This window comes from Paraburkholderia sp. GAS448 (genome assembly GCF_050435685.1).
In the GTDB taxonomy this organism is placed as follows: domain Bacteria; phylum Pseudomonadota; class Gammaproteobacteria; order Burkholderiales; family Burkholderiaceae; genus Paraburkholderia.
The window spans coordinates 1-17,639 of record NZ_JBNDKT010000023.1 but is presented as its reverse complement, the minus strand read 5'-3'; the positions used below and the strand labels follow the sequence as shown (position 1 = coordinate 17,639).

Here is a 17,639-nt window from a genome sequence, read left to right as displayed (position 1 = left end):
GCGACAATCGTACAGCTTTCGCTTCCCGACGATCGCGGATAATGTGATCTGAATTCAGAGAGAAGGAGTGTCCGGTGCGTGTAGGTCGCCCGATCAAGGCATTACCCCAGCCCTTGTGCGATTACTGCGGCGCTCACGCCGCGTTCGTGAAATACGGTGAAGCGTCGTATCCCTACCGCGACGACCACGGCGCGCTCTGGGTCTGCACAGCGTGTCAGGCGTGGATCGGCATCCACTCGCGCAGCACACGGAACGTGCCGCTGGGACGTCTCGCCGACGGCGCGTTGCGCGACGCGAAGAGCCGCCTGCACGACGCGCTCGAGCCACTGGTCTCGGCCAAGGTCAGGCGTGATCACGTCAATCCGTTCGAGGCCCGCGCGAAAGCGATCCGCTGGGTCGCATCTGAACTCGGCTTCGATCCGGTGCCGGCGTCCATCCACAACCTGTCACTCGATCAGTGCGGACAGGCGATCCGGCATGTCGAAGCATTCATCGCACATCGCGGGGCCGCTTCGTCAGAAGGCAACGTTTAAGCAACTTCCGCCCGTGGCCGCTATCCCCGTTCAAGAGATCACCAATGAACCCTGATGCCCAAAACTCTCCGATTCGTTCGCAACCCCGACTCGGCACGAGCACGACGTGCCAAAACGATGCTGTTGCCGATGCCGCGCGCTACTGCCGACGAGCTCGCGCTGCGGGTACACCTTGCGCTCGCAACGATGCGGGCCGGTGTCGGCAGCGTGCGTAACGCACAGACCCTTCCCCAGACCATGATCCTGACGGGTCTTATCGCCGAGGCAGGCTACGGCGCGGCCACGTACGAGCAACTCGTCGTCGCGGAAGCCGCCATTTCGGCCGGTTTCGACCGCGGCCGGGACACGGGCGAATGGCGACTGGATGAGGGCACATCAACCGTAGCCGGGGATCAGGCAGAAATCGGGTCGAACTCGGCCCTTGATTGTCGTCGCGGCCGTATCTCTGATATGGCTTCGCCATAATCAATCGCTTCCCGACGTCGCAATGTCGAAAAAATGTCTTCCAGGCGAAACAGGTCCCCCGGCCGAGCCCGCAGGCCGCTGACGAAAGCACTTCTATTGCCGATGAATCTCGCCTCCGCCAGAGAACGGTCGCTGTCCTGTCATCTTGCGCTGGTCGCATGCCGCGACGGACATGGCAACAGCCATCTGGTCAATGAACTTATGCGCGCGGTGTACCTGAACTGGTATCTGCAGCGCGCTGGTTATGGCAACCAACCGGTGGAGCAGTTCAAGATCGCCGAATACGCGGTCGAGAACACCCTGGCGCACGCTCATGAGACGCGGGAGTGGCGGCTCGCGTCTGAGGTAATCTGCGACTTTGAAGCGCTGCTGACGCTGTATGACGCCCAGCTCGCAAGGGCTCCTCTTCACGAAGTATTCGAAGCGGAGCGGCAGTTGAAGGTTTTTCTGACGGGAACGGACCATTTCCCGATCCCGTAATCGACGTATCGGCAAGCCTTGGCAGATTGCGATTCAGCTGAAGCACTTGCCGAAGAGGTCGCTGCATTATTGATTTCGTCTGCCGATAAATTTCGGAATCCTACATTTTACATAAAAGAAATTATCACTTTCATTGGTATGTTTGGAACTGTTGCGTTTTTCAGGCATCCGGCGACAGTAGTTCAAGGCTTCCAGCCGGATTCTACGCAACAGAAACGGCCACGCATGCGACGCAACGGTTCCTGCTGCTTTTTCCTTGCAAAACTTCACACAGGCGTCGACAAACACTGACATTGGCCATTCCCTTTGTCGCGCAACACCGCGCCGCAGGTGCCAAGAAGCAACAAAGCGGACATTTAAATCTGGCCTCGACACGGTCGCTCTTTTTAATCCAGCTTGCGCACGATGGACCGCGATTTGAGACAGGTCAATACAGTTTCGAATTGCCTGTGCGCGAAGCGCCGGCTGGCTAACCTCTGGTAACGAAGTCATGACTGGTTAGGCGAACGGGTTGGCCCGACCGAGCCCGCATTTTCCTCTCCGCGACCGCGGCGATACGATTTCGACCGTCGTCGAACGCTTTGAGCGTGCGGACTTCGTCGGCTCATGGCGGCAGCCAGAAATGCGCTTCAAGTGCCTCACGGGAGATTGCACACTCAGCCGAGTCGGTCCGTTCAGACAACCGGAAGGCAATTCTGCTTCCGTCTGGCGACAGGCTTGGCGCGAAATCAAGAACATCCATGACACATCTCGTAAATTCACCGGCGAGCTTTTGAGTTGCTGCCGCTCGCTCGAAAATTTACCAGAACACACCTGGCAGCCAGTTGCGATTGCCACCACCTACTGCGGATTGAGGTGCGCGCTGGTGGAGATCAGGCCTCGGCCCCTTAAAGACTTGGTTTTGACCTTTGCTTCAGGAAGATGCTGCGAGACGCGTGCCGAGCCAAGCACGCAGCGCAAGTATTTCTTCCTCGCACACTGAATGCGGCATCGGATACGCGCTCCAGTCGACCTTGCAACCTCGCGTGATCGCAAAGTCGCGTGCGGCCTCCCCTAACTGAATCGGCAATACGTCGTCGTATATGCCGTGCGCACCGAAGATCGGCGTGCTACGGTTCGACGCGCTAAAGCGGCTGTCAATAAAGCCCGGCGACGGTACATAACCTGACATGACGATCAAACCGGCAAGTGCTTCGGGGTGCGTCAGTCCGGCTGAATAGGTCATCGCCGCGCCTTGCGAAAAACCCGCGAGAAAGATGTTCGAAGTCGGAATGCCGCGCCGATTCTGTGCTTCGATTAGTTGCCGCACAGTTGCGCAAGACGATTCGATACCCGCGTCGTCAACTTGCTGATTAATGCTCTGAAACGAGCGGATGTCATACCACGCACGCATCACGTAGCCGTTGTTTGCGGTAACGGCAATCTCTGGCGCATTGGGAAACACGAAGCGCACGGCGGGCGCATCGGTGAAACGCAGCTCGGGGACGAGCGACGCGAAGTCGTTGGCGTCGGCGCCAAGACCGTGCATCAGGATCACCGCGAACCCGGGATTCGGCGCACTTTCAATTTCAATGATGCGTGGTTGCTCGATCATGTATTGCGGCTACTCGGTTTCAGGAAACGTTCAGAGGATCGGCATGAGTACAAGCAGGATACCGCCGAGCGAAAAAAGCCACGTCAGTCGTCTCGACTGTCATCGTGTTCAGTCGTCAAGGTCGCGCGCGAGGGCGGCTTGTTGAGTCGTGAATCGTCACGCGGCCACATCATGCCATCAAAGGTGCGTCACGAATTCAGCATACCGGTTCCCAAACACGCTCCCTACAGTCCGACCGGGCGTCCCCATACGTCGCAGCGTCCTGCGTCGCGGTCAGGCTTTCGGCCAACGGCCGCTGTCACAGATGAGCAACCCATTCCCCAGTTTTAGGTCGCACGGCAAATGTCGATCGAAGCAGTCGTTCCGCCAAGCATGACAGATATTGCTGCGAACGGCCGCTATAGAAAAAGTCGACCGGCTCTTGTCCCATTTCAACCGATCGGCCCACTGCCACAGTCGTCCGATCTCCGTTCAACATGAGACGCTCACAGTTTAAGCGCGCCCTCCTTCGGCTCGGCACTCTGGACGCTTACTGGCACGATTGCACCCCAACTACAGCAACTTGCGACGCTCCAGCTCTTCTGATAATAACCCTGCGCCGGTGAACAAGTGCCCGTGAAGACCTGCGTTGATTGCACCCTCCACGTTTACCTCAAGGTCGTCAATAAACAGAGTCTCGGCCGCGCTAACACCGAGGACATCAAGGCAGCGAAGATATGAATGAGCTGCCGGCTTGGCCGCACCGAATGAGGCCGATGCGTATATGTGAGGGCCAAAGAGTTCAGCCACCGCAGGATTGAGATACTGGATGTTTTCGGTCACCAGCCGACAATTGTTGGTTAGAACGGCTACGCGGTATCGCACGGACAGTTTTCTAACAAGCGCGAGCACTTCGAAATTGGGCGACATCGATGCGCGGCGTGCGACCAGCCAATCATCGCGCGTGACGTGACAACCCAGGATTTCTCCCATCGCCGTCAGATACTCTTCGTCGCTTATCAAGCCGGCGTCTGCACTAGCTTCCAACCCGGATTCCCAAATGGCCTCACGGACAGTTTCATATGTTCGGCCTGATACCACTGAGAGGTGATGGACCCGTGCTGAGCGGTCGTAGTGAGACAGGACGTCGTCCATATCAAACAGGACAAGAGATATCAATGCTGTCATTCGGTAAGTTCGTACGCTAGACGCAAAAATTAAAGCGCCGTTTGGCAATGCGCCTTCGGATGGCTGGGGCTCGTATTGTGCGTTGGTGAATCACCAGTTCGACAGATACAGTTGATCACTCCCGGATCTGAACAGCCGTTGCGAACGGTCGAAACGGGGAGCCTTGTGCCCCACCATCGAACGATGTTTGCTCCGACCGCTCTGGTCGCGCGTTCATTCACATTCGTCGTTTGACCGGTGGTCCAACGGGGTATCCGGCCCTTTACCCCGAGATTTCTTCGTTCGACGCAGCGCCGCTCCGATCTGACCGGCGATGTCTCGGATCGACGAGCGCATGTACCAGGGCCACCACGCCAGGTGATAGAACCACACGAACGCTGCGCGATATCCCTGGAGCCACTCCCGGCGGATACCGGTTGAAGGAAAGCTCTCAAGGGGGCGGTGTCCGAGCGCCATCACGCCGATCGTCATCCAGACAACCGCCACCACGAAAGTGGGAAGGGACAGCAAGCAGGCTGCAATAAACAACGCGAGCGGCAGGCAGAGGATAATTGGCGAGCGATTTTTCATGTCGTTTTCGCGCCAGCATAATCATTACGATTTTTCAGCTTATAGCATTTCGCGTGGTGCAACCGACGAGGTTTTCTGTCATTTTTGCACCGCCAATTGCGGATGTTCCTGGTGGGCTATTCTGCAGGTTGAAAACCCCAAGCTGATTCACCTCACCTCTATACACGCAAACATCACCTCGTAGACTGAAGAGCATGAAAGATCGATCCACAATCGTATGCGTACGCGATGGCAAGGTGCTTCTGGTCGCCCGCGCGCGCTCACGATGGTCGCTTCCCGGCGGTACGATAAAACGGTCCGAGTCGCCGCTGGACGCCGCCCTGCGTGAACTGGAAGAAGAGACTTCGCTCGTTGGAATGGAACTTACGTACCTGTTCCAGTTTGGCGGCCTCAGCAAACACCACCACGTTTTCCGCGCCGATATTCGTCAGGACGTGTCCGCCGAAGCGCGTAGCGAGATTTCGCGTTGCCGGTGGTTCAACCCGGGCAAAATCTCAACGCTCGTCACGAGCATACCGACCCGGGAAATCGTCCAACTTTTCTGCACGCACGAAAATCGTGCCGAGCTGCCGCCGGCCGTCATAGAAAAGCCGGATGAACTCGTCCACCGGACGGCCCAACCATTTGTCAACGTGGCCGGTACGGCTTCGCAGCAGACTTAACGCATCACTATCAAAGAAAAATTGTGATAGGTAATATCGGGCTGTTGTCGCGCCACGTCCTGGCAGCTCTACTTGGAAGTGTCATCGCCTTTGAGCGCGAAAGATTGAATTGGGCGGCGGGTTCGCGGACGCACATGCTTGTATGCGTCGGTTCGTCGTTGATCATGCTGGTATCAGCCTTCGGATTTGCCGATGTGCTGGGCGAAAAGAACGTCGTCCTCGATCCTTCCCGGGTTGCCGCACAGGTAGTGTCAGGCATTGGTTTCCTGGGTGCGGGGTCGATCCTGTTGCGCGGGGAGATAGTGCGTGGACTGACAACTGCCGCGAGTCTCTTGTCCGTGGCGGGAATCGGTCTGGCAGTCGGCGGCGGGATGTGCACGGCTGCCATCGGCGCGACGATTATTATTCTGGTCGGTGTGAAGCCGCTAGAACGTCGCTTTATTTCGGTCAAACAACAGCGCAACATAACCCTGCTGGTCAAACGCGGCAATGTATCGCTTGACAGTGTTCACAACGCACTGGGAACGGGAAGTGTCCGGGTGAAGCAGTTCATCGTCCAGCAATCGGAAGACGACCCTGAACTCGACGAAGTGCAGATTGGGCTATCGCGCGCGACGGCCAGCGAGTTCGCGACGATCTGTGCGCGCCTGGCAGCAATGTCGGGTGTCCGTGAGTGCCGGGATGGCAGATGAAAGTGGAACAGCCCATGACGCGTACGTATGAATATCACGGGTCACCCCCATGGTGGCCGTCGAATCCGACATTAGCTCGCAGCTTGGCGGCGGCGCTGCTGCGCGCGTCGGTTACGTGGCGATCGTCAGGATCCTTCAGGCGGACAATGCGGTCGCCATGTTTCGCCGCTACGCTTCGCGGAGGCCGGCGGTCTTCCGTTTGTGACGGAAGCAGATGCCTTGATGGGCGGTTACAGCGCAGCACGGCGAATTGTCGATGATCTTTTTAGTCACGAGAGGCATTAGCGCTCGGCCTCTCACTGGCCGGCGACTTTTAGACGTGGGCGGATCGAATGACAGGTGCTCGCGTCAACCTGACATGAGCAACCGCCACTGGGCAATCCTGATACTCGCCGACGGCGTATCGGTCTCGCTCCCCTTAACGCGACCGTGTACGGGGCGGCTACGGTTACATACAGAGGGGCGCGAAACGCATCTTTCTTGATCCACCAATGCCTGCCAGTCAAACGCCTGTTTTTCACCGACCCGGCTTCTTTACCTGCCTGGCCACCTGTCAGGGGCAACGTCGACTCACATCCAGAATCTCCAGCCTGTTTGTCTTCTGCGTTGTCTAAGGGACGTGAGGCGGCTCGTATCGAAAATGCGAGCGGAAACTTCTGCGTACTTGCCTGATGGGCAATTCGGCAACCTCATAACCAGGACGGGGGTTTCTTCGATTGTCAGGAAAATCTGACAAAAAAATCATCCATTCGAAAACCTTTGCCAGTGGTCTCTAGGGACTCCCATATCTCAAGGCTGTGCGGAAATATGCCGTAATGCATGGTGTGTGGCACGCCGCCGAAATCCGCTTTGAGTCTGATCGATTCGATGAGATCAACGGCGACTCATCCGAAAAATCTTCGATTCTCACGGCCGGGAGATGGACAAATCATGACAGGTAGTTTCCTTCGTTTCAGAAATCTCCGCATCGGGGTGCGTCTCGCAGTTGCATTCGCCCTCGCGGCCTTGCTCACCGTGGTGCTCGGCGCGACGGCATTCGTCAAGCTCACGAGAATTACAAATGAATGGACCGATTTTGAATCGGTCACCCTCGCCAGGCTACAGGTTCTGCAGCACGCTAAAGGCACTTTCGGCGACGCTGTTCATAACTACAAGGACTATGTGCTTCGTGGGGGCGACTACAAGGCGAAGTTTCTGGCAAATCTGGACGACATTGACGCTGCTGTCAAAACGGTCGAAACCGGAGGACATCTCGGCCAAGCTGAACAGAGGGCAAGTTCGGCGCTCTTTGACGCAACGGCAGTGTATCGGGTGTCGATGGACCGACTGTCTCCGCTTGTTGAGTCAGGGGCGGCGATTGATGTTCGGGACAGAAGTGTTGCCGGCGCAGACAAGCCCATTGGAATAGCGCTGGATGCACTGATTCAGATCGTCATGCAGCGCACGAAGGAACAGGGCGCAACGATTACGGAGTTGGCGCAAGTCGCAGAAGTCGCTGTCGTGGTGGTCACGATTGCCGCACTGATTGCCGCGACGCTGCTTGCCTTCTTTATGACCCGAAGCATCACCCGCCCCATCGGAGCCGCCGTGAGCGTTGCCAGGGCGGTCGCGAACGGCGATCTTACGAGCGAAATCATCGTCGACCGAACCGACGAAACCGGACAACTGCTGGATGCCTTGCGCAGCATGAATGAACGGGTCTCCGACGTCGTCCGTCACGTTCACCAGACCGCCGAATCGGTCGCGACGGCATCGGCGCAGATCTCAGCCGGCAACGACGACCTGTCGCGGCGAACAGAGCAGCAGGCTGCGTCCCTGGAAGAAACGGCAGCAAGCATGGAGCAACTGACGGCCACCGTTAAACACACTGCAGAGAACGCCATGCAGGCGAGCGCGTTGGCGAATGCCGCCTCCGAAGCGACGGGCGGTAGTAGCGCAGAGGTAAGCCGTGTTGCCGGGACGATGAATCAACTGGCGACCGGCGCCCAGCAAATGAGCAGCATCATTGGTGTCATCGAGGGAATAGCGTTTCAGACCAACATACTGGCGCTGAACGCGGCTGTTGAGGCCGCACGTGCGGGAGAACAGGGGCGTGGCTTCGCAGTGGTCGCGTCAGAGGTCCGCATGCTGGCGCAACGCAGCGCAGCGGCAGCGAAAGAAATCAAGGACCTCATCCTGACTTCTAATGAACGGGTTACGAGCGGTGCGTCGCTCGCCCAGGGGGCGGGCGACTCCATGCGCCACGTAAGCACAGCCGTCGCGCGGGTTACTGCGCTCATGGGCGAAATATCAGGCGCATCCCGCGAGCAAAGTACGGGTATCGAGCAGGTCAATCAGGCAGTTACGCTTATGGATGAGGCCACGCAGCAGAACGCAGCCCTCGTCGAACAGGCGTCTGCCGCGGCAGCGTCACTGGTTCGGCAGACGGCCGAGTTGAAAAAACGGATTTCCTTTTTCAAAGTGGGCCCGCCAGCCGTATCGCTGCGAGGTACTTGATCGGACCTTCCGGAAACGAATGCATGCGCGAAATCCTTGTCGAGGCTATCCGTAACCTGGCCGCCCGACGGTGTTTTTTTGGCCGCGTCCGAGAGCCTGCTTTGGGACGGCCCTAACATGATCAACACCCGCAGGCTGATTCGGCCGCGAAAGCGGCCGTTCGAGCATTGGGGTGACCATCTCTTCGTGGCCGGCTACTGCCTGATGCGGAACTTCCCCAAAGCGAACATTCATAGGCAATACCACGCAGCGACGAGCGGCCGATTAGGAATCGCCAAGGTCCTGCCAGACTGCACCTGCGGCCCGATCGCATGTCCCCGCTTCCCCTGTCCGTGCCCGCCTTGCTGGGCTTTGCCACAACGACGGGCGTTATCGCGCTCCCTCGATCGCGATCGCCGCCTGGACATCTGAATCTGGGTGACACGTCGTCGCTTGAGCGAAAACTTTAATTATGAAAACTACAGTAGTCCTAGATATATTTCCGCACGGAAAGCCACTCACCAGAGCCTCGATTAAGGCGACATCGAAATCGGGGAGTCGCTCTTCCCCGTCAGAAAACACCTCAGCTGTCGCTCGGCTTCCAGGACCTCATGCAGTCGTGCGCTTGCGAGCTGGGCGTCATAGAGCGAAAGCAGCGTTTCGAAATCATTGATGACATCAGACGCAATTCGCCATTTACCGGTCACATGCGCGCGCCAGCGTGTTCTCAACGGCATATTCGGCGATCTTGAACTGCTCGGCCGGCAGATTTCCATGACCGGCGCGCTGCAGGTACCAGCTCAGGTACACCGCATGCATGAGCTCGTTGATCTGGTGGCTATTGCCATGGTCGTCACGACAAGCAGCCAGTGCAAGATGACACGATAGCGAACGTTTACTGGCAGAGGACCGGTCCATCGGCAACAGAAGCGTTTTCGTCAGAGGCTTGCGGGCTTGGCCGCCGCGAGACTTGCTTTGCCTGGGGGACATTTTTGACGTTATGGCTGGGGAAGCGCGAAATTATAGCGAACCTCTGTCCGCAATTGTCCGTAGCCACCCTCAACAGCCTTTCGGCCATTTTGGACAATTGACCGTGAGTGGCCCTAAAGCGGACGCGTCCGTTCCCCCGTCCTACTTGACGCCGGCCTAGACGTTGTCGAGACCATGCAGATCAGTGGCCTTGGGCGGTGCTGACAGAGCAAACGGACTTCGCGAGTGTTAGCGGGAAGCGCGCCTCAACGACGTACGCGCGCCAGCCTGCCGGGCAGAGCGACCTGATCGGAAACATCCATAGTCCTGACTCCTGACCGGCGATCCTACCGACGATTGTGCCAAAGTTCGCGCCCCGCGTAGACGGCCAAAAACAGACCAATAAGCATCGCCGCTACGGCCAACGATTGATCTTGCCGTCCCGGGGGTACCGACAACGTCGCATAAAACCAGAGGCCTATGCCGATTGCCGTCATGAACATGCCAAAGATAAGCCCCCACACCGGTCCCGCCGTATCGGAGCTTCCTAATCTGTGAGACATTTTCATCGCTATACCCCCCGTCCCGCACCGACGTTTCCTGATTGCCGCAGCCTGCGAGTTCCGCATTCGCACGGTCTGCCGGTAGCTTACGCGGCCAAAAAGACGCCATCAATAAGCTAAATTATCACTCGTTTGTGGCGGATGCTGGAACAGGTGGGAGGAGAAGTCATCGCCGGCCGTTCATAGCCGCGCAGAGTCCGACGACGACCGATCCACCTCGATCCGTTGCCGACCTCCGTCCTGCGCCCTTGAATATCTAAAACTTGGCGCATACCGGACATATGTTGAAACCTGGCCGCGCAAGATCGTGACCGACCAACTCCGTAGCTACCTGGCGGCAAAGACTCAGATCCCCGAACTGGCCAACGTCAAACACGTCTTCGTCAGAGCCAGTGCCAGTGCCAGGGTGAACAACCGGGTCGAGAACAGTCATCAACCTACGCGTGAACGCGAGCGCCGCATGCGAGGCGTTCGAGATCCCGAACGCACGCAGGCGTTCTTATCGAGCTTCGGTCCGATCCGACAGCACTTTGCGCAAAAGCGGCATTTGCTGCGCGCTTCGCTCTATCGCAAACAACTCGGCGCACGCTTCGTCGCCTGGCATCGCTTCACTGATTTCATCCAGAATCCGTCCGAATTCTGAGGAAGAGGTCGCCCCCCGCAATTCTACGTCGCGGACAATTTAACGTGACAACGCCCGGTGTACGTGAGTGCCGGCGCGGCTAGCTATTTTGGGTGGTTGAATGATACGGACCTCTCAGTACAAGGGTTTCACGATAGAGGTCGCCATGGAGTCCAGTTTCAATTCGCCCTGACCGGGTCAGCGAGCGTCGATCCCAGCCTATGTCGCAGCCGTAAGGATTGAACGAACCGGGACATCGCTCGCGATTTTGTCGCCGCCACGTCCCGGGGATTCCAGTGGCGAGTCCTCTTCGACTGAAGGGAAGGCGTTACTGACCGGCTACAGCGCCGCGCGGCGCATCGTTGACGTATCTTTTATGCGCGGAACCCCTCGGATGATTTCACCGGTTTGCGTTCGCAACGACGAGCGCCGCTGAAGTCGACGATCGTCTTTTCTTCGAGCAGCCTGCTCGCTCGCAACGGCTCGCCTGACGTTACAACGCGTTAATTCGCAGGCGCTTCGCTCGCCCACGCCGCGGCTGTCCCAACTGGCCCTTCGGCGGGCGGGCTGCCGCACGGCGATGCTGTACATGGTGAAATTGCCGGCAGTCCGATTTAATCCCGTCGTCTATGCCTTCTGTCACCGCCTCATCGCCATCGGAGATCTCCGGAAAGTTGCCCTGGCCGCCTGCATGCGAAAGCCGCTTGCCATCCTCAACCTCAACGCAAAAACAGGAAAGCCGCGCGGTGAATCCATCCACACGGCTTGACTGGTAATACAGTTGCTCATTAGGGGGTTTCCTGAACGACTACGCGGTGCGGGACACCCACTCGATCATCGGTTTTTAAATGCGAAAGCGATAACCAGGATGGCGATAAGCGCTCCAAGCCATTTCAGGCTGGCGACCAGCTTGCTTAGCTTCTCCGCCAATGCGCCAATGGCATGTGCCTCGGTCATGTTTGTCCGCCCCTGATGCGGCAGACCCTCGTGCGTGCTGTCGTTTTGTTCGCGCCGCCGAAGGCTGACTTTTGCGCGATCGAGCGTGAGATGAACAACGTATCCGCTTGGGATTTCCGGCGATTCCATGATGTTGCCGCTCTTGCCCGGTCTGAGGAACAGACACGGCTCCTCGGGAAAATCGGCGCCAGCGTGGCCGGACATGTAAACGTTCTTCAGGCATAGCCCGACCTTCACAGCAGTGATCCGGCCGGCCTCAACACCCTCGCAAAGCGCCCGCATGCTGCTTTCTGGCACGTGGAACGACGCCCACCACTGATCAGGTACCTGCATCTCACGGTCTGGGCGGTTATAGCCCAGCCTTGCGGTGCCAAGCGGAACGTTGGCGAAGGTTGTGCCGACCTCGTCCTGCCATTCGCGAAGGCCTTGCTGGTCTGCCATGGCGATTTCCCGAGCCGCAAACGAGACCTGGATCGTACGTGTATCGTTCCCGGATTCACCAATGATGGACAGGCGATAGTCGTCCAAGCACGCGGTCCCGTGGATATAGGTAGCAAGCATGGATTGCGTTTCTCCCCCTGCAGGCTCCAGCTGTTGAACGACCTGGAGATCCTGCAGGGTGAGCCAAAGTGACCTTGCAGGGTAATACGTCTGCGTCTTCCCGTCAGCGCCGACGTGTTCGAGCGAGTGGCCACTGCTTTCCCGTATCTCGATTGCATCGCTCTCCTCGCGATACGCCACGAGTTCTCCCTCATTCAGACGCCGATGGCCATGATCCGCAGGCGGCTCGGGATCAGGCGGCGTCAGGTAAGTCCTGGTCGCGCTATTCAGGCTGTCCAGAATATCGTCGCGCCGACGGATGTCCGCGACCAGTTTTCGGTCGCGTTCAACCGACGCGGCGCGGGTGCTCGACAGCATCCCGCCGAGGACATCTGCGAACCGAAGTGCCGTGCGTGCCGCGTCGCCGGGCGCCTCGATAGGGATCTGCCTTGCGGCGGGATCGCGGAAGGGCTGCCGCGGCGGGTCGGTGACCGCCACGAGCGGCGGCAGTAGTCGGCTTAAAAGATTCGCATAGTGGGAAACGAACGGCAGGAACACGCAGGCGAGAACCAGGTTGAACAGCGTATGAAAATCCGCAACCACTCGCGCATTGTCTGGCTCGATGGTGACCATGAAGCGGCCGATTGGCCCGAGCGCTGCGAGCGCCACCACAACGCCGACTGCCCTTGTGAGCAGATTACCAACCGCCAGTCGCTTCGATATGAGATCGTTTGACGCGCCCCCTTCCAGCACGGGTTTGATTGCAGTGCCGAGGTTCGCACCCAACACCAGTGCAAAAGCTGTATCAGGCGGAACCACGTTCTGCGCGCAAAGCGACACGATGAGCAGAACGGCCGCAACGTTCGAATCCGCCGCCCAGGTCAAGCCGGCAGCCAGCAGAACATCGACCAGCGGTACGGTGGACGCGTCGCCCAGCAGCATGCGAAGACTGGGGGCATCCTCGTAGTCCGTCATCAACGCGAGCAACTGGTGCAGCGCAAGCAGCATCATGCCCAGACCGATGAACATACGGCCCAGATCGTGTGCACGTGTGTTCGATACCTTGCGGAACATCAGCGCGCCCACCAGGATCAGGGCCGGTGAGAGGGTCAGTGAGAGGGTCGGCGAGACGGTCGCGGCGTCAAACGACATCACTTGCACGATCAATGTCGCGCCGACGTTCGCGCCGAGCATGACGGCAAGGGCGGGGACAAGGTCGACGAGCCCCTCGGCAGCGAAGACGGCAGTCATGAGTCCGATCGCGGTAGTGCTTTGCAAGACCGCCGTCACGCTCATTCCGGCGAGGAAGGCGCAGAGTCGTCCGCCCAGCGTCCGACCCAGCAGTGACCGAAGGTCGGCGCCGAACGCGCGCTGCATGCCGGTCTGGACCATCTGGGTGCCCAGCAGCAGCAGGGCAATAGAGCCAGCGAGATCGATCAGCGTGAACGTAGTTATCATGATCCAGATCCCCGGCGCAAAATCGTTGCCTATGTGACTCTCACCACTGGCCTGCCGCGTTTTGACGGCCAGACGTCATCGCGCCCAAGCACCGGCCGCTCAAATCTTCTTGGGGTCGGCAGGCACCCAAGATCCCCTGCGGTTTTTCTCTGCGGAAACGTGCGCCAGCAGAACGAGCGCGCGATCGTACAGTGTGGCCAGTCTAACGCGACTTCCTCCAGATAGTTGGAGTGGAAAGACACGATGAGAGATCGTTTGCACAGAGCACGGCCTGCCCCAACATCGGCGACGTTCCATGTTTACCCGGACCTACCTCCGGCGAACACGGCCATCTCAAAAAAATTCATACCATATATTGATCATTGGCCGGAGACAGCATAAAGTGAATTCCTCTGGGTGCGACACGTACCCAGTCAGCGCAGACGTCCCGCATCCGTGATCGATGGAGTGATCCGGATCCCAGTGGGACTGGCGACAGATCAGGTTCCCAGCGAATGCAGCCCCTACAAGCCAAGGGACGAAGATGCCGAGTCCTCATGAATTCGCAACCCTGATGCTGCTCAAGGACGCTCCAGACTCGATCGACCTGGACCGTGCGGATCTCGAAGCCCTTGTCGAACGTCAACTCGTCACGCTGGAACAGCTCGCGCACGGGCAACAGCGGCCTTTGATCACCATCAACGGTCACTCGGTTCTCAAGGCTGCCGCGCGGATCCGATAAGTGACACTTGCGTCAATCGCTTTGCCGTCCGATCCCTTCATTATGCGCGGTTCGATCGGCGCCTGATCGAACGCCACGTCGCAAAGGCAAGCAAAGTCCTGCTTCATACGCCGCACTAAGGTTCCATAACGACGGGTTTCGATGCAACACACATCGGGCCTGCCCGCTCAACGCCATTTTGCCGCGCGAACCTGTTCATCCTGTTGTCTGGCGAGCGTTGCAGCACTTCTCAGGAGTACATCAATGAATCTGTTGTCACCCGAACAACTCGCGTCAACGCAAAAGGCCAGCCTCGATACGATGTTCGTCCTAGCCTGCAAGACCTTTGACGGATGGCAGAAGCTGGTCGAGCTGAATCTCCGGACCACCCGATCGACGTTAACTGATGCGCAGGAACACGCACTGAAGGCACTGCCGTCCAGCGACCCGCAAACAGCGCTTGCGTTGCAGATGAGTCTTGTCGGACCCATCGCTGAAAAGGTCCAGACATACAACCGTGATCTGTACGGTATTATCGCGTCCACGCTGGTGGATTTTGCTGCGGCTGTGGGCACACAATACGAAACGCACAACCTAAACGTCCAGACGATTGCCGAAGGTTTTCTGGAAAGTGCGCCGGCAGGTTCGGAGGCAGTCGTCGCTGCGGTGGAGTCGACCATCAGCGCCACCAATACGCTTTACGACACCATGCACAACACCGTCCAGCAAGCGATCGAAGTCGCCGGAAGTAGCATCGAGGCTACGCTGAACGGCACATCGGTGACCGGCAGGCAAGCGGGCGGGCAGACACCACGCACCGCGAAACCGTGATGATCGCTTGCCGAGGCCGGTGATCCACGTCGCAACGCGGCGGGCGGTGATGGCCGGTCAGAACAGACGTGGCACAGACAATGGTATCGAACCGCACGGCCTGTAGTCTGAATCGCCACGTCCACGGGCGCAGCGACACGTAAGGCAACTTGCTCATTGATCGGCCGGCGGGTTGGCCGCTGCCTCGGTCTCTGGCGGAAACGCTTCCACGAAGGCAGCTACGGCGCGCATATCCTGCTCCGACATATTGCCGCAGACCGCCTTCATGACCTCACCGCGAGGTCTTTCTGCGGTGTCGCGCTGGAAAACCAATAGCTGCTTGACGATGTAGTCCGCGTGTTGACCGGCGAGCCGCGGAAACTGATTCATTCCCTCGCCATGCTGGCCGTGACACGAAACGCATGCTGCGACGCCCTTGTCCGGCAACCCGGACACAAAAATCGCTTTGCCTTCGCCAATCAGCGATTGGTCGCCAGATTCACCCAGAGCCGGCCTCTGACTGGAAAAATACGTGGCAAGTTCGTCGATTTGCGCCTCGCTCAGGTGCGTAAAGCCCCACATGAACCTCTTGGCGTTCGGGTCTGATCGGGCATGCGTCTTGAAGTCCGTCAATTGATCGACAATGTATTCCCTTCGTTGCCCCGCCAGCTTGGGAAAGGCCGGCGATACCGAAACGCCGTTCACGCCATGACAGTTCGAGCAGACCTGCAGAGCAATGGTCTTGCCGGCGACGGCCGGGTTATCGACCGCCCTTGACCGGTCCAATTCGTGACAGCCCGATCCTGCAAGCAGCATCCCAAGGGAGATGATTTGCGCCAACGTTTTCATTTCACGAACCTCCTTACCGCTGAATGTCACCAATACGCGGCCCATAAATAGACGAACAACGTGTCGTTGTCCGACGCGTTGCGTCCGTTACCGTCGTAGTTGGATCGGGATCCAAGGTACTTAGTGAAGTGCGTGTATTGCAGGCCGACCCGGATGTTCTGCACCGGAATCCAGAAGATCTCGGGTATCCATCCCTGCGTGGCAGGCGAAAAGTTCGCGCTGCTGGCATAAGCCACGCTGTCGGTGCTACCCGTCACATTGAAGAAAGCGAGGCTCACGCCGTACTTGGCCTGATAGATGTACGACACTTTCAGCAGCATCGATTTTAGATTTGCCGACTGGCTGTCGCCCAAAACGAAATTATTCGGATCACTGATGTTTTCATGCGTGTAGCGTGCCTGTGCGGTAATCGTATGCGGCTCCAGAAGGTATTGATACTGCGCGTCCACACCGATATCGCGATAGCGGGTCACACCCTGCGTGAAGATCGGGAAAGCGTTTGGATCGTTGGGATAGACATCGGCAAGCAAGCCGAACGTCCCCACCATGATGTTGTGCGGACCCCATTCGCGCGTCAGCGCAACGCGCCAATACGGGTTGTAGCCTTTCAGATAGGTCTGCGGGTGGGCCAGGTCTCCGGCCTTGCTGCCATGGCTCAGAAACGACCAGATTCCGTCGGCGGTGCTGTACGCGGTCAGTTCCGCGTATACCATCTTGTTCCAGTACAGGTAGCCGCCAATGCCGACGACCTGCTGCGCCAATGCTCCCTCGATGAGAGGCGTGAACACCGGAGACCCAACCGCGCTCGTCGACGAAGAAAGGTAGGGGTAGCTCCATGCAGGCGCGGTGTTAAAGACGTCCTGCACAGTCGGGTTGTTGTGCAACGTTACGCCCAGTATGAAGTCGCTCGCTTCGCCGATGATCCGTTCCACGTAACGGACATCGGTGTTGTCCGATGCCCACTTACCGATCCACCTGCCGTCGCCATTCTGGTGATCGTAGTTCGTGTAGGTATATTGAGCGAACGCGCCGATCTTGTCGGTGATCTTCCCGGCGAGGAAAATGCTGGCCGCATCCCATGTCAGATTGCCGTCTTTGGGCGAGATGGGATTCCCGTTAGCATCGTTGTTATGCCGGGTCTTGGTCGCATCGACTGTTCCCATCACGGCGAGCGGGATGGTGCGTTCGCCGAGCGTATATCCGTTGAGCTTGAACATGCGCCCATACGGCGTGAGCTCGGGAAACTGACCACCGGCATGACACGCTACGCAGCTTTGTCCTGTTTGACGTGCGAATATAGGCAGAGCGTGTGCGATAGACGCCTGGAACAGACAAAGCGCCACGACGACTGCCGTCCAACCACAGCGAAGCATCCGATGAAATGCAGGAATACTGACAATAGTCTTTGCCATGGCTATATCTCCCTGCGCCGTGCTTCACATACTGACAGGTGCACCAAATAGTGCCTTGCGCGTTATACAGGTATGAAGACGAAAAATGATGGCCGAAAACTGGATCAGGCGACGCAGGCCC

General features: G+C 58.2%; 16 protein-coding genes and 1 pseudogene. 11 read left to right on the top strand and 6 right to left on the bottom strand.

Annotation, left to right across the window (positions count from 1 at the left end; all coding sequences use genetic code 11):
• The first annotated feature begins 74 nt into the window (after positions 1-74).
• The 3 genes from P3T23_RS31740 (at position 75) to P3T23_RS31730 (ending at position 1,478) form a co-directional block, all read left to right on the top strand.
• Complete coding sequence (locus P3T23_RS31740; RefSeq protein WP_429320037.1) at positions 75-533, top strand: zinc-finger-containing protein; 459 nt, start codon at positions 75-77, stop codon at positions 531-533.
• 117 nt (positions 534-650) lie between these two features.
• The gene (locus P3T23_RS31735) at positions 651-998 is read left to right on the top strand and encodes a hypothetical protein (RefSeq protein WP_429320036.1); all 348 of its coding nucleotides are present in this window, start codon (positions 651-653) and stop codon (positions 996-998) included.
• Positions 999-1,100: 102 nt separating this feature from the next.
• Positions 1,101-1,478: a hypothetical protein gene (locus P3T23_RS31730; RefSeq protein ID WP_429320035.1), complete on the top strand. Its 378-nt coding sequence runs from the start codon at positions 1,101-1,103 to the stop codon at positions 1,476-1,478.
• A 913-nt stretch (positions 1,479-2,391) separates the two neighbouring features.
• Here P3T23_RS31730 and P3T23_RS31725 read toward each other — a convergent pair.
• The 3 genes from P3T23_RS31725 to P3T23_RS31715 all read right to left on the bottom strand — a co-directional run bounded on the left by P3T23_RS31725 (position 2,392) and on the right by P3T23_RS31715 (position 4,809).
• Positions 2,392-3,072 (bottom strand): alpha/beta hydrolase, encoded by a 681-nt coding sequence (locus P3T23_RS31725; protein WP_429320034.1) that lies wholly within the window; start codon positions 3,070-3,072, stop codon positions 2,392-2,394.
• A gap of 552 nt (positions 3,073-3,624) precedes the next feature.
• On the bottom strand, positions 3,625-4,239 hold the full coding sequence (locus tag P3T23_RS31720) for an HAD family hydrolase (RefSeq protein ID WP_429320033.1): 615 nt from the start codon (positions 4,237-4,239) through the stop codon (positions 3,625-3,627).
• A 213-nt stretch (positions 4,240-4,452) separates the two neighbouring features.
• On the bottom strand, positions 4,453-4,809 hold the full coding sequence (locus tag P3T23_RS31715; RefSeq protein ID WP_429320032.1) for a hypothetical protein: 357 nt from the start codon (positions 4,807-4,809) through the stop codon (positions 4,453-4,455).
• Between the two features lie 194 nt (positions 4,810-5,003).
• On the opposite strand from P3T23_RS31715, the gene P3T23_RS31710 reads away from it, so the two are divergent.
• The 6 genes and pseudogenes from P3T23_RS31710 (at position 5,004) to P3T23_RS31685 (ending at position 11,561) form a co-directional block, all read left to right on the top strand.
• Positions 5,004-5,471 carry an NUDIX hydrolase gene (locus P3T23_RS31710; RefSeq protein WP_429320031.1) on the top strand — a complete coding sequence of 156 codons (468 nt, stop codon included), beginning with the start codon at positions 5,004-5,006 and terminating at the stop codon, positions 5,469-5,471.
• Positions 5,472-5,494: 23 nt separating this feature from the next.
• A complete protein-coding gene (locus P3T23_RS31705) occupies positions 5,495-6,163 on the top strand; it encodes an MgtC/SapB family protein (protein ID WP_429320030.1) in 669 nt (222 codons plus the stop codon).
• A 930-nt stretch (positions 6,164-7,093) separates the two neighbouring features.
• Positions 7,094-8,659, top strand: a complete 1,566-nt coding sequence (locus tag P3T23_RS31700) for a methyl-accepting chemotaxis protein (RefSeq protein WP_429320140.1) — start codon at positions 7,094-7,096, stop codon at positions 8,657-8,659.
• 651 nt (positions 8,660-9,310) lie between these two features.
• Positions 9,311-9,526 carry a hypothetical protein gene (locus P3T23_RS31695; RefSeq protein WP_429320029.1) on the top strand — a complete coding sequence of 72 codons (216 nt, stop codon included), beginning with the start codon at positions 9,311-9,313 and terminating at the stop codon, positions 9,524-9,526.
• A 939-nt stretch (positions 9,527-10,465) separates the two neighbouring features.
• Positions 10,466-10,813, top strand: a pseudogene (locus P3T23_RS31690) (DDE-type integrase/transposase/recombinase); the annotation flags it as partial.
• Positions 10,814-11,381: 568 nt separating this feature from the next.
• A complete protein-coding gene (locus tag P3T23_RS31685; protein WP_429320028.1) occupies positions 11,382-11,561 on the top strand; it encodes a hypothetical protein in 180 nt (59 codons plus the stop codon).
• 65 nt (positions 11,562-11,626) lie between these two features.
• Here the strand turns inward: P3T23_RS31685 and P3T23_RS31680 are convergent, their stop codons facing one another.
• On the bottom strand, positions 11,627-13,747 hold the full coding sequence (locus P3T23_RS31680; protein ID WP_429320027.1) for a Na/Pi cotransporter family protein: 2,121 nt from the start codon (positions 13,745-13,747) through the stop codon (positions 11,627-11,629).
• Between the two features lie 523 nt (positions 13,748-14,270).
• On the opposite strand from P3T23_RS31680, the gene P3T23_RS31675 reads away from it, so the two are divergent.
• Together P3T23_RS31675 and P3T23_RS31670 are read left to right on the top strand one after the other, a co-directional pair.
• On the top strand, positions 14,271-14,468 hold the full coding sequence (locus P3T23_RS31675; RefSeq protein WP_429320026.1) for a hypothetical protein: 198 nt from the start codon (positions 14,271-14,273) through the stop codon (positions 14,466-14,468).
• 243 nt (positions 14,469-14,711) lie between these two features.
• A complete protein-coding gene (locus P3T23_RS31670) occupies positions 14,712-15,278 on the top strand; it encodes a phasin family protein (protein ID WP_429320025.1) in 567 nt (188 codons plus the stop codon).
• Between the two features lie 153 nt (positions 15,279-15,431).
• Here P3T23_RS31670 and P3T23_RS31665 read toward each other — a convergent pair whose 3' ends face one another.
• Together P3T23_RS31665 and P3T23_RS31660 are read right to left on the bottom strand one after the other, a co-directional pair.
• The gene (locus P3T23_RS31665) at positions 15,432-16,106 is read right to left on the bottom strand and encodes a c-type cytochrome (protein ID WP_429320024.1); all 675 of its coding nucleotides are present in this window, start codon (positions 16,104-16,106) and stop codon (positions 15,432-15,434) included.
• A 26-nt stretch (positions 16,107-16,132) separates the two neighbouring features.
• Positions 16,133-17,323 (bottom strand): cytochrome C, encoded by a 1,191-nt coding sequence (locus P3T23_RS31660; RefSeq protein WP_429320023.1) that lies wholly within the window; start codon positions 17,321-17,323, stop codon positions 16,133-16,135.
• Between the last annotated feature and the right edge of the window lie 316 nt (positions 17,324-17,639).

What these genes read in the sequence shown, in the direction of transcription:
- P3T23_RS31735 (WP_429320036.1), top strand. Translation starts at nt 651, where the DNA reads ATGCTGTTGCCGATGCCGCGCGCTACTGCCGACGAGCTCGCGCTGCGG.
- P3T23_RS31730 (WP_429320035.1), top strand. Translation starts at nt 1,101, where the DNA reads ATGAATCTCGCCTCCGCCAGAGAACGGTCGCTGTCCTGTCATCTTGCG.
- P3T23_RS31725 (WP_429320034.1), bottom strand. Translation starts at nt 3,072, where the DNA reads ATGATCGAGCAACCACGCATCATTGAAATTGAAAGTGCGCCGAATCCC.
- P3T23_RS31720 (WP_429320033.1), bottom strand. Translation starts at nt 4,239, where the DNA reads ATGACAGCATTGATATCTCTTGTCCTGTTTGATATGGACGACGTCCTG.
- P3T23_RS31715 (WP_429320032.1), bottom strand. Translation starts at nt 4,809, where the DNA reads ATGAAAAATCGCTCGCCAATTATCCTCTGCCTGCCGCTCGCGTTGTTT.
- P3T23_RS31710 (WP_429320031.1), top strand. Translation starts at nt 5,004, where the DNA reads ATGAAAGATCGATCCACAATCGTATGCGTACGCGATGGCAAGGTGCTT.
- P3T23_RS31700 (WP_429320140.1), top strand. Translation starts at nt 7,094, where the DNA reads ATGACAGGTAGTTTCCTTCGTTTCAGAAATCTCCGCATCGGGGTGCGT.
- P3T23_RS31695 (WP_429320029.1), top strand. Translation starts at nt 9,311, where the DNA reads ATGACATCAGACGCAATTCGCCATTTACCGGTCACATGCGCGCGCCAG.
- P3T23_RS31685 (WP_429320028.1), top strand. Translation starts at nt 11,382, where the DNA reads ATGGTGAAATTGCCGGCAGTCCGATTTAATCCCGTCGTCTATGCCTTC.
- P3T23_RS31680 (WP_429320027.1), bottom strand. Translation starts at nt 13,747, where the DNA reads ATGATAACTACGTTCACGCTGATCGATCTCGCTGGCTCTATTGCCCTG.
- P3T23_RS31675 (WP_429320026.1), top strand. Translation starts at nt 14,271, where the DNA reads ATGCCGAGTCCTCATGAATTCGCAACCCTGATGCTGCTCAAGGACGCT.
- P3T23_RS31670 (WP_429320025.1), top strand. Translation starts at nt 14,712, where the DNA reads ATGAATCTGTTGTCACCCGAACAACTCGCGTCAACGCAAAAGGCCAGC.
- P3T23_RS31665 (WP_429320024.1), bottom strand. Translation starts at nt 16,106, where the DNA reads ATGAAAACGTTGGCGCAAATCATCTCCCTTGGGATGCTGCTTGCAGGA.
- P3T23_RS31660 (WP_429320023.1), bottom strand. Translation starts at nt 17,323, where the DNA reads ATGTTCAAGCTCAACGGATATACGCTCGGCGAACGCACCATCCCGCTC.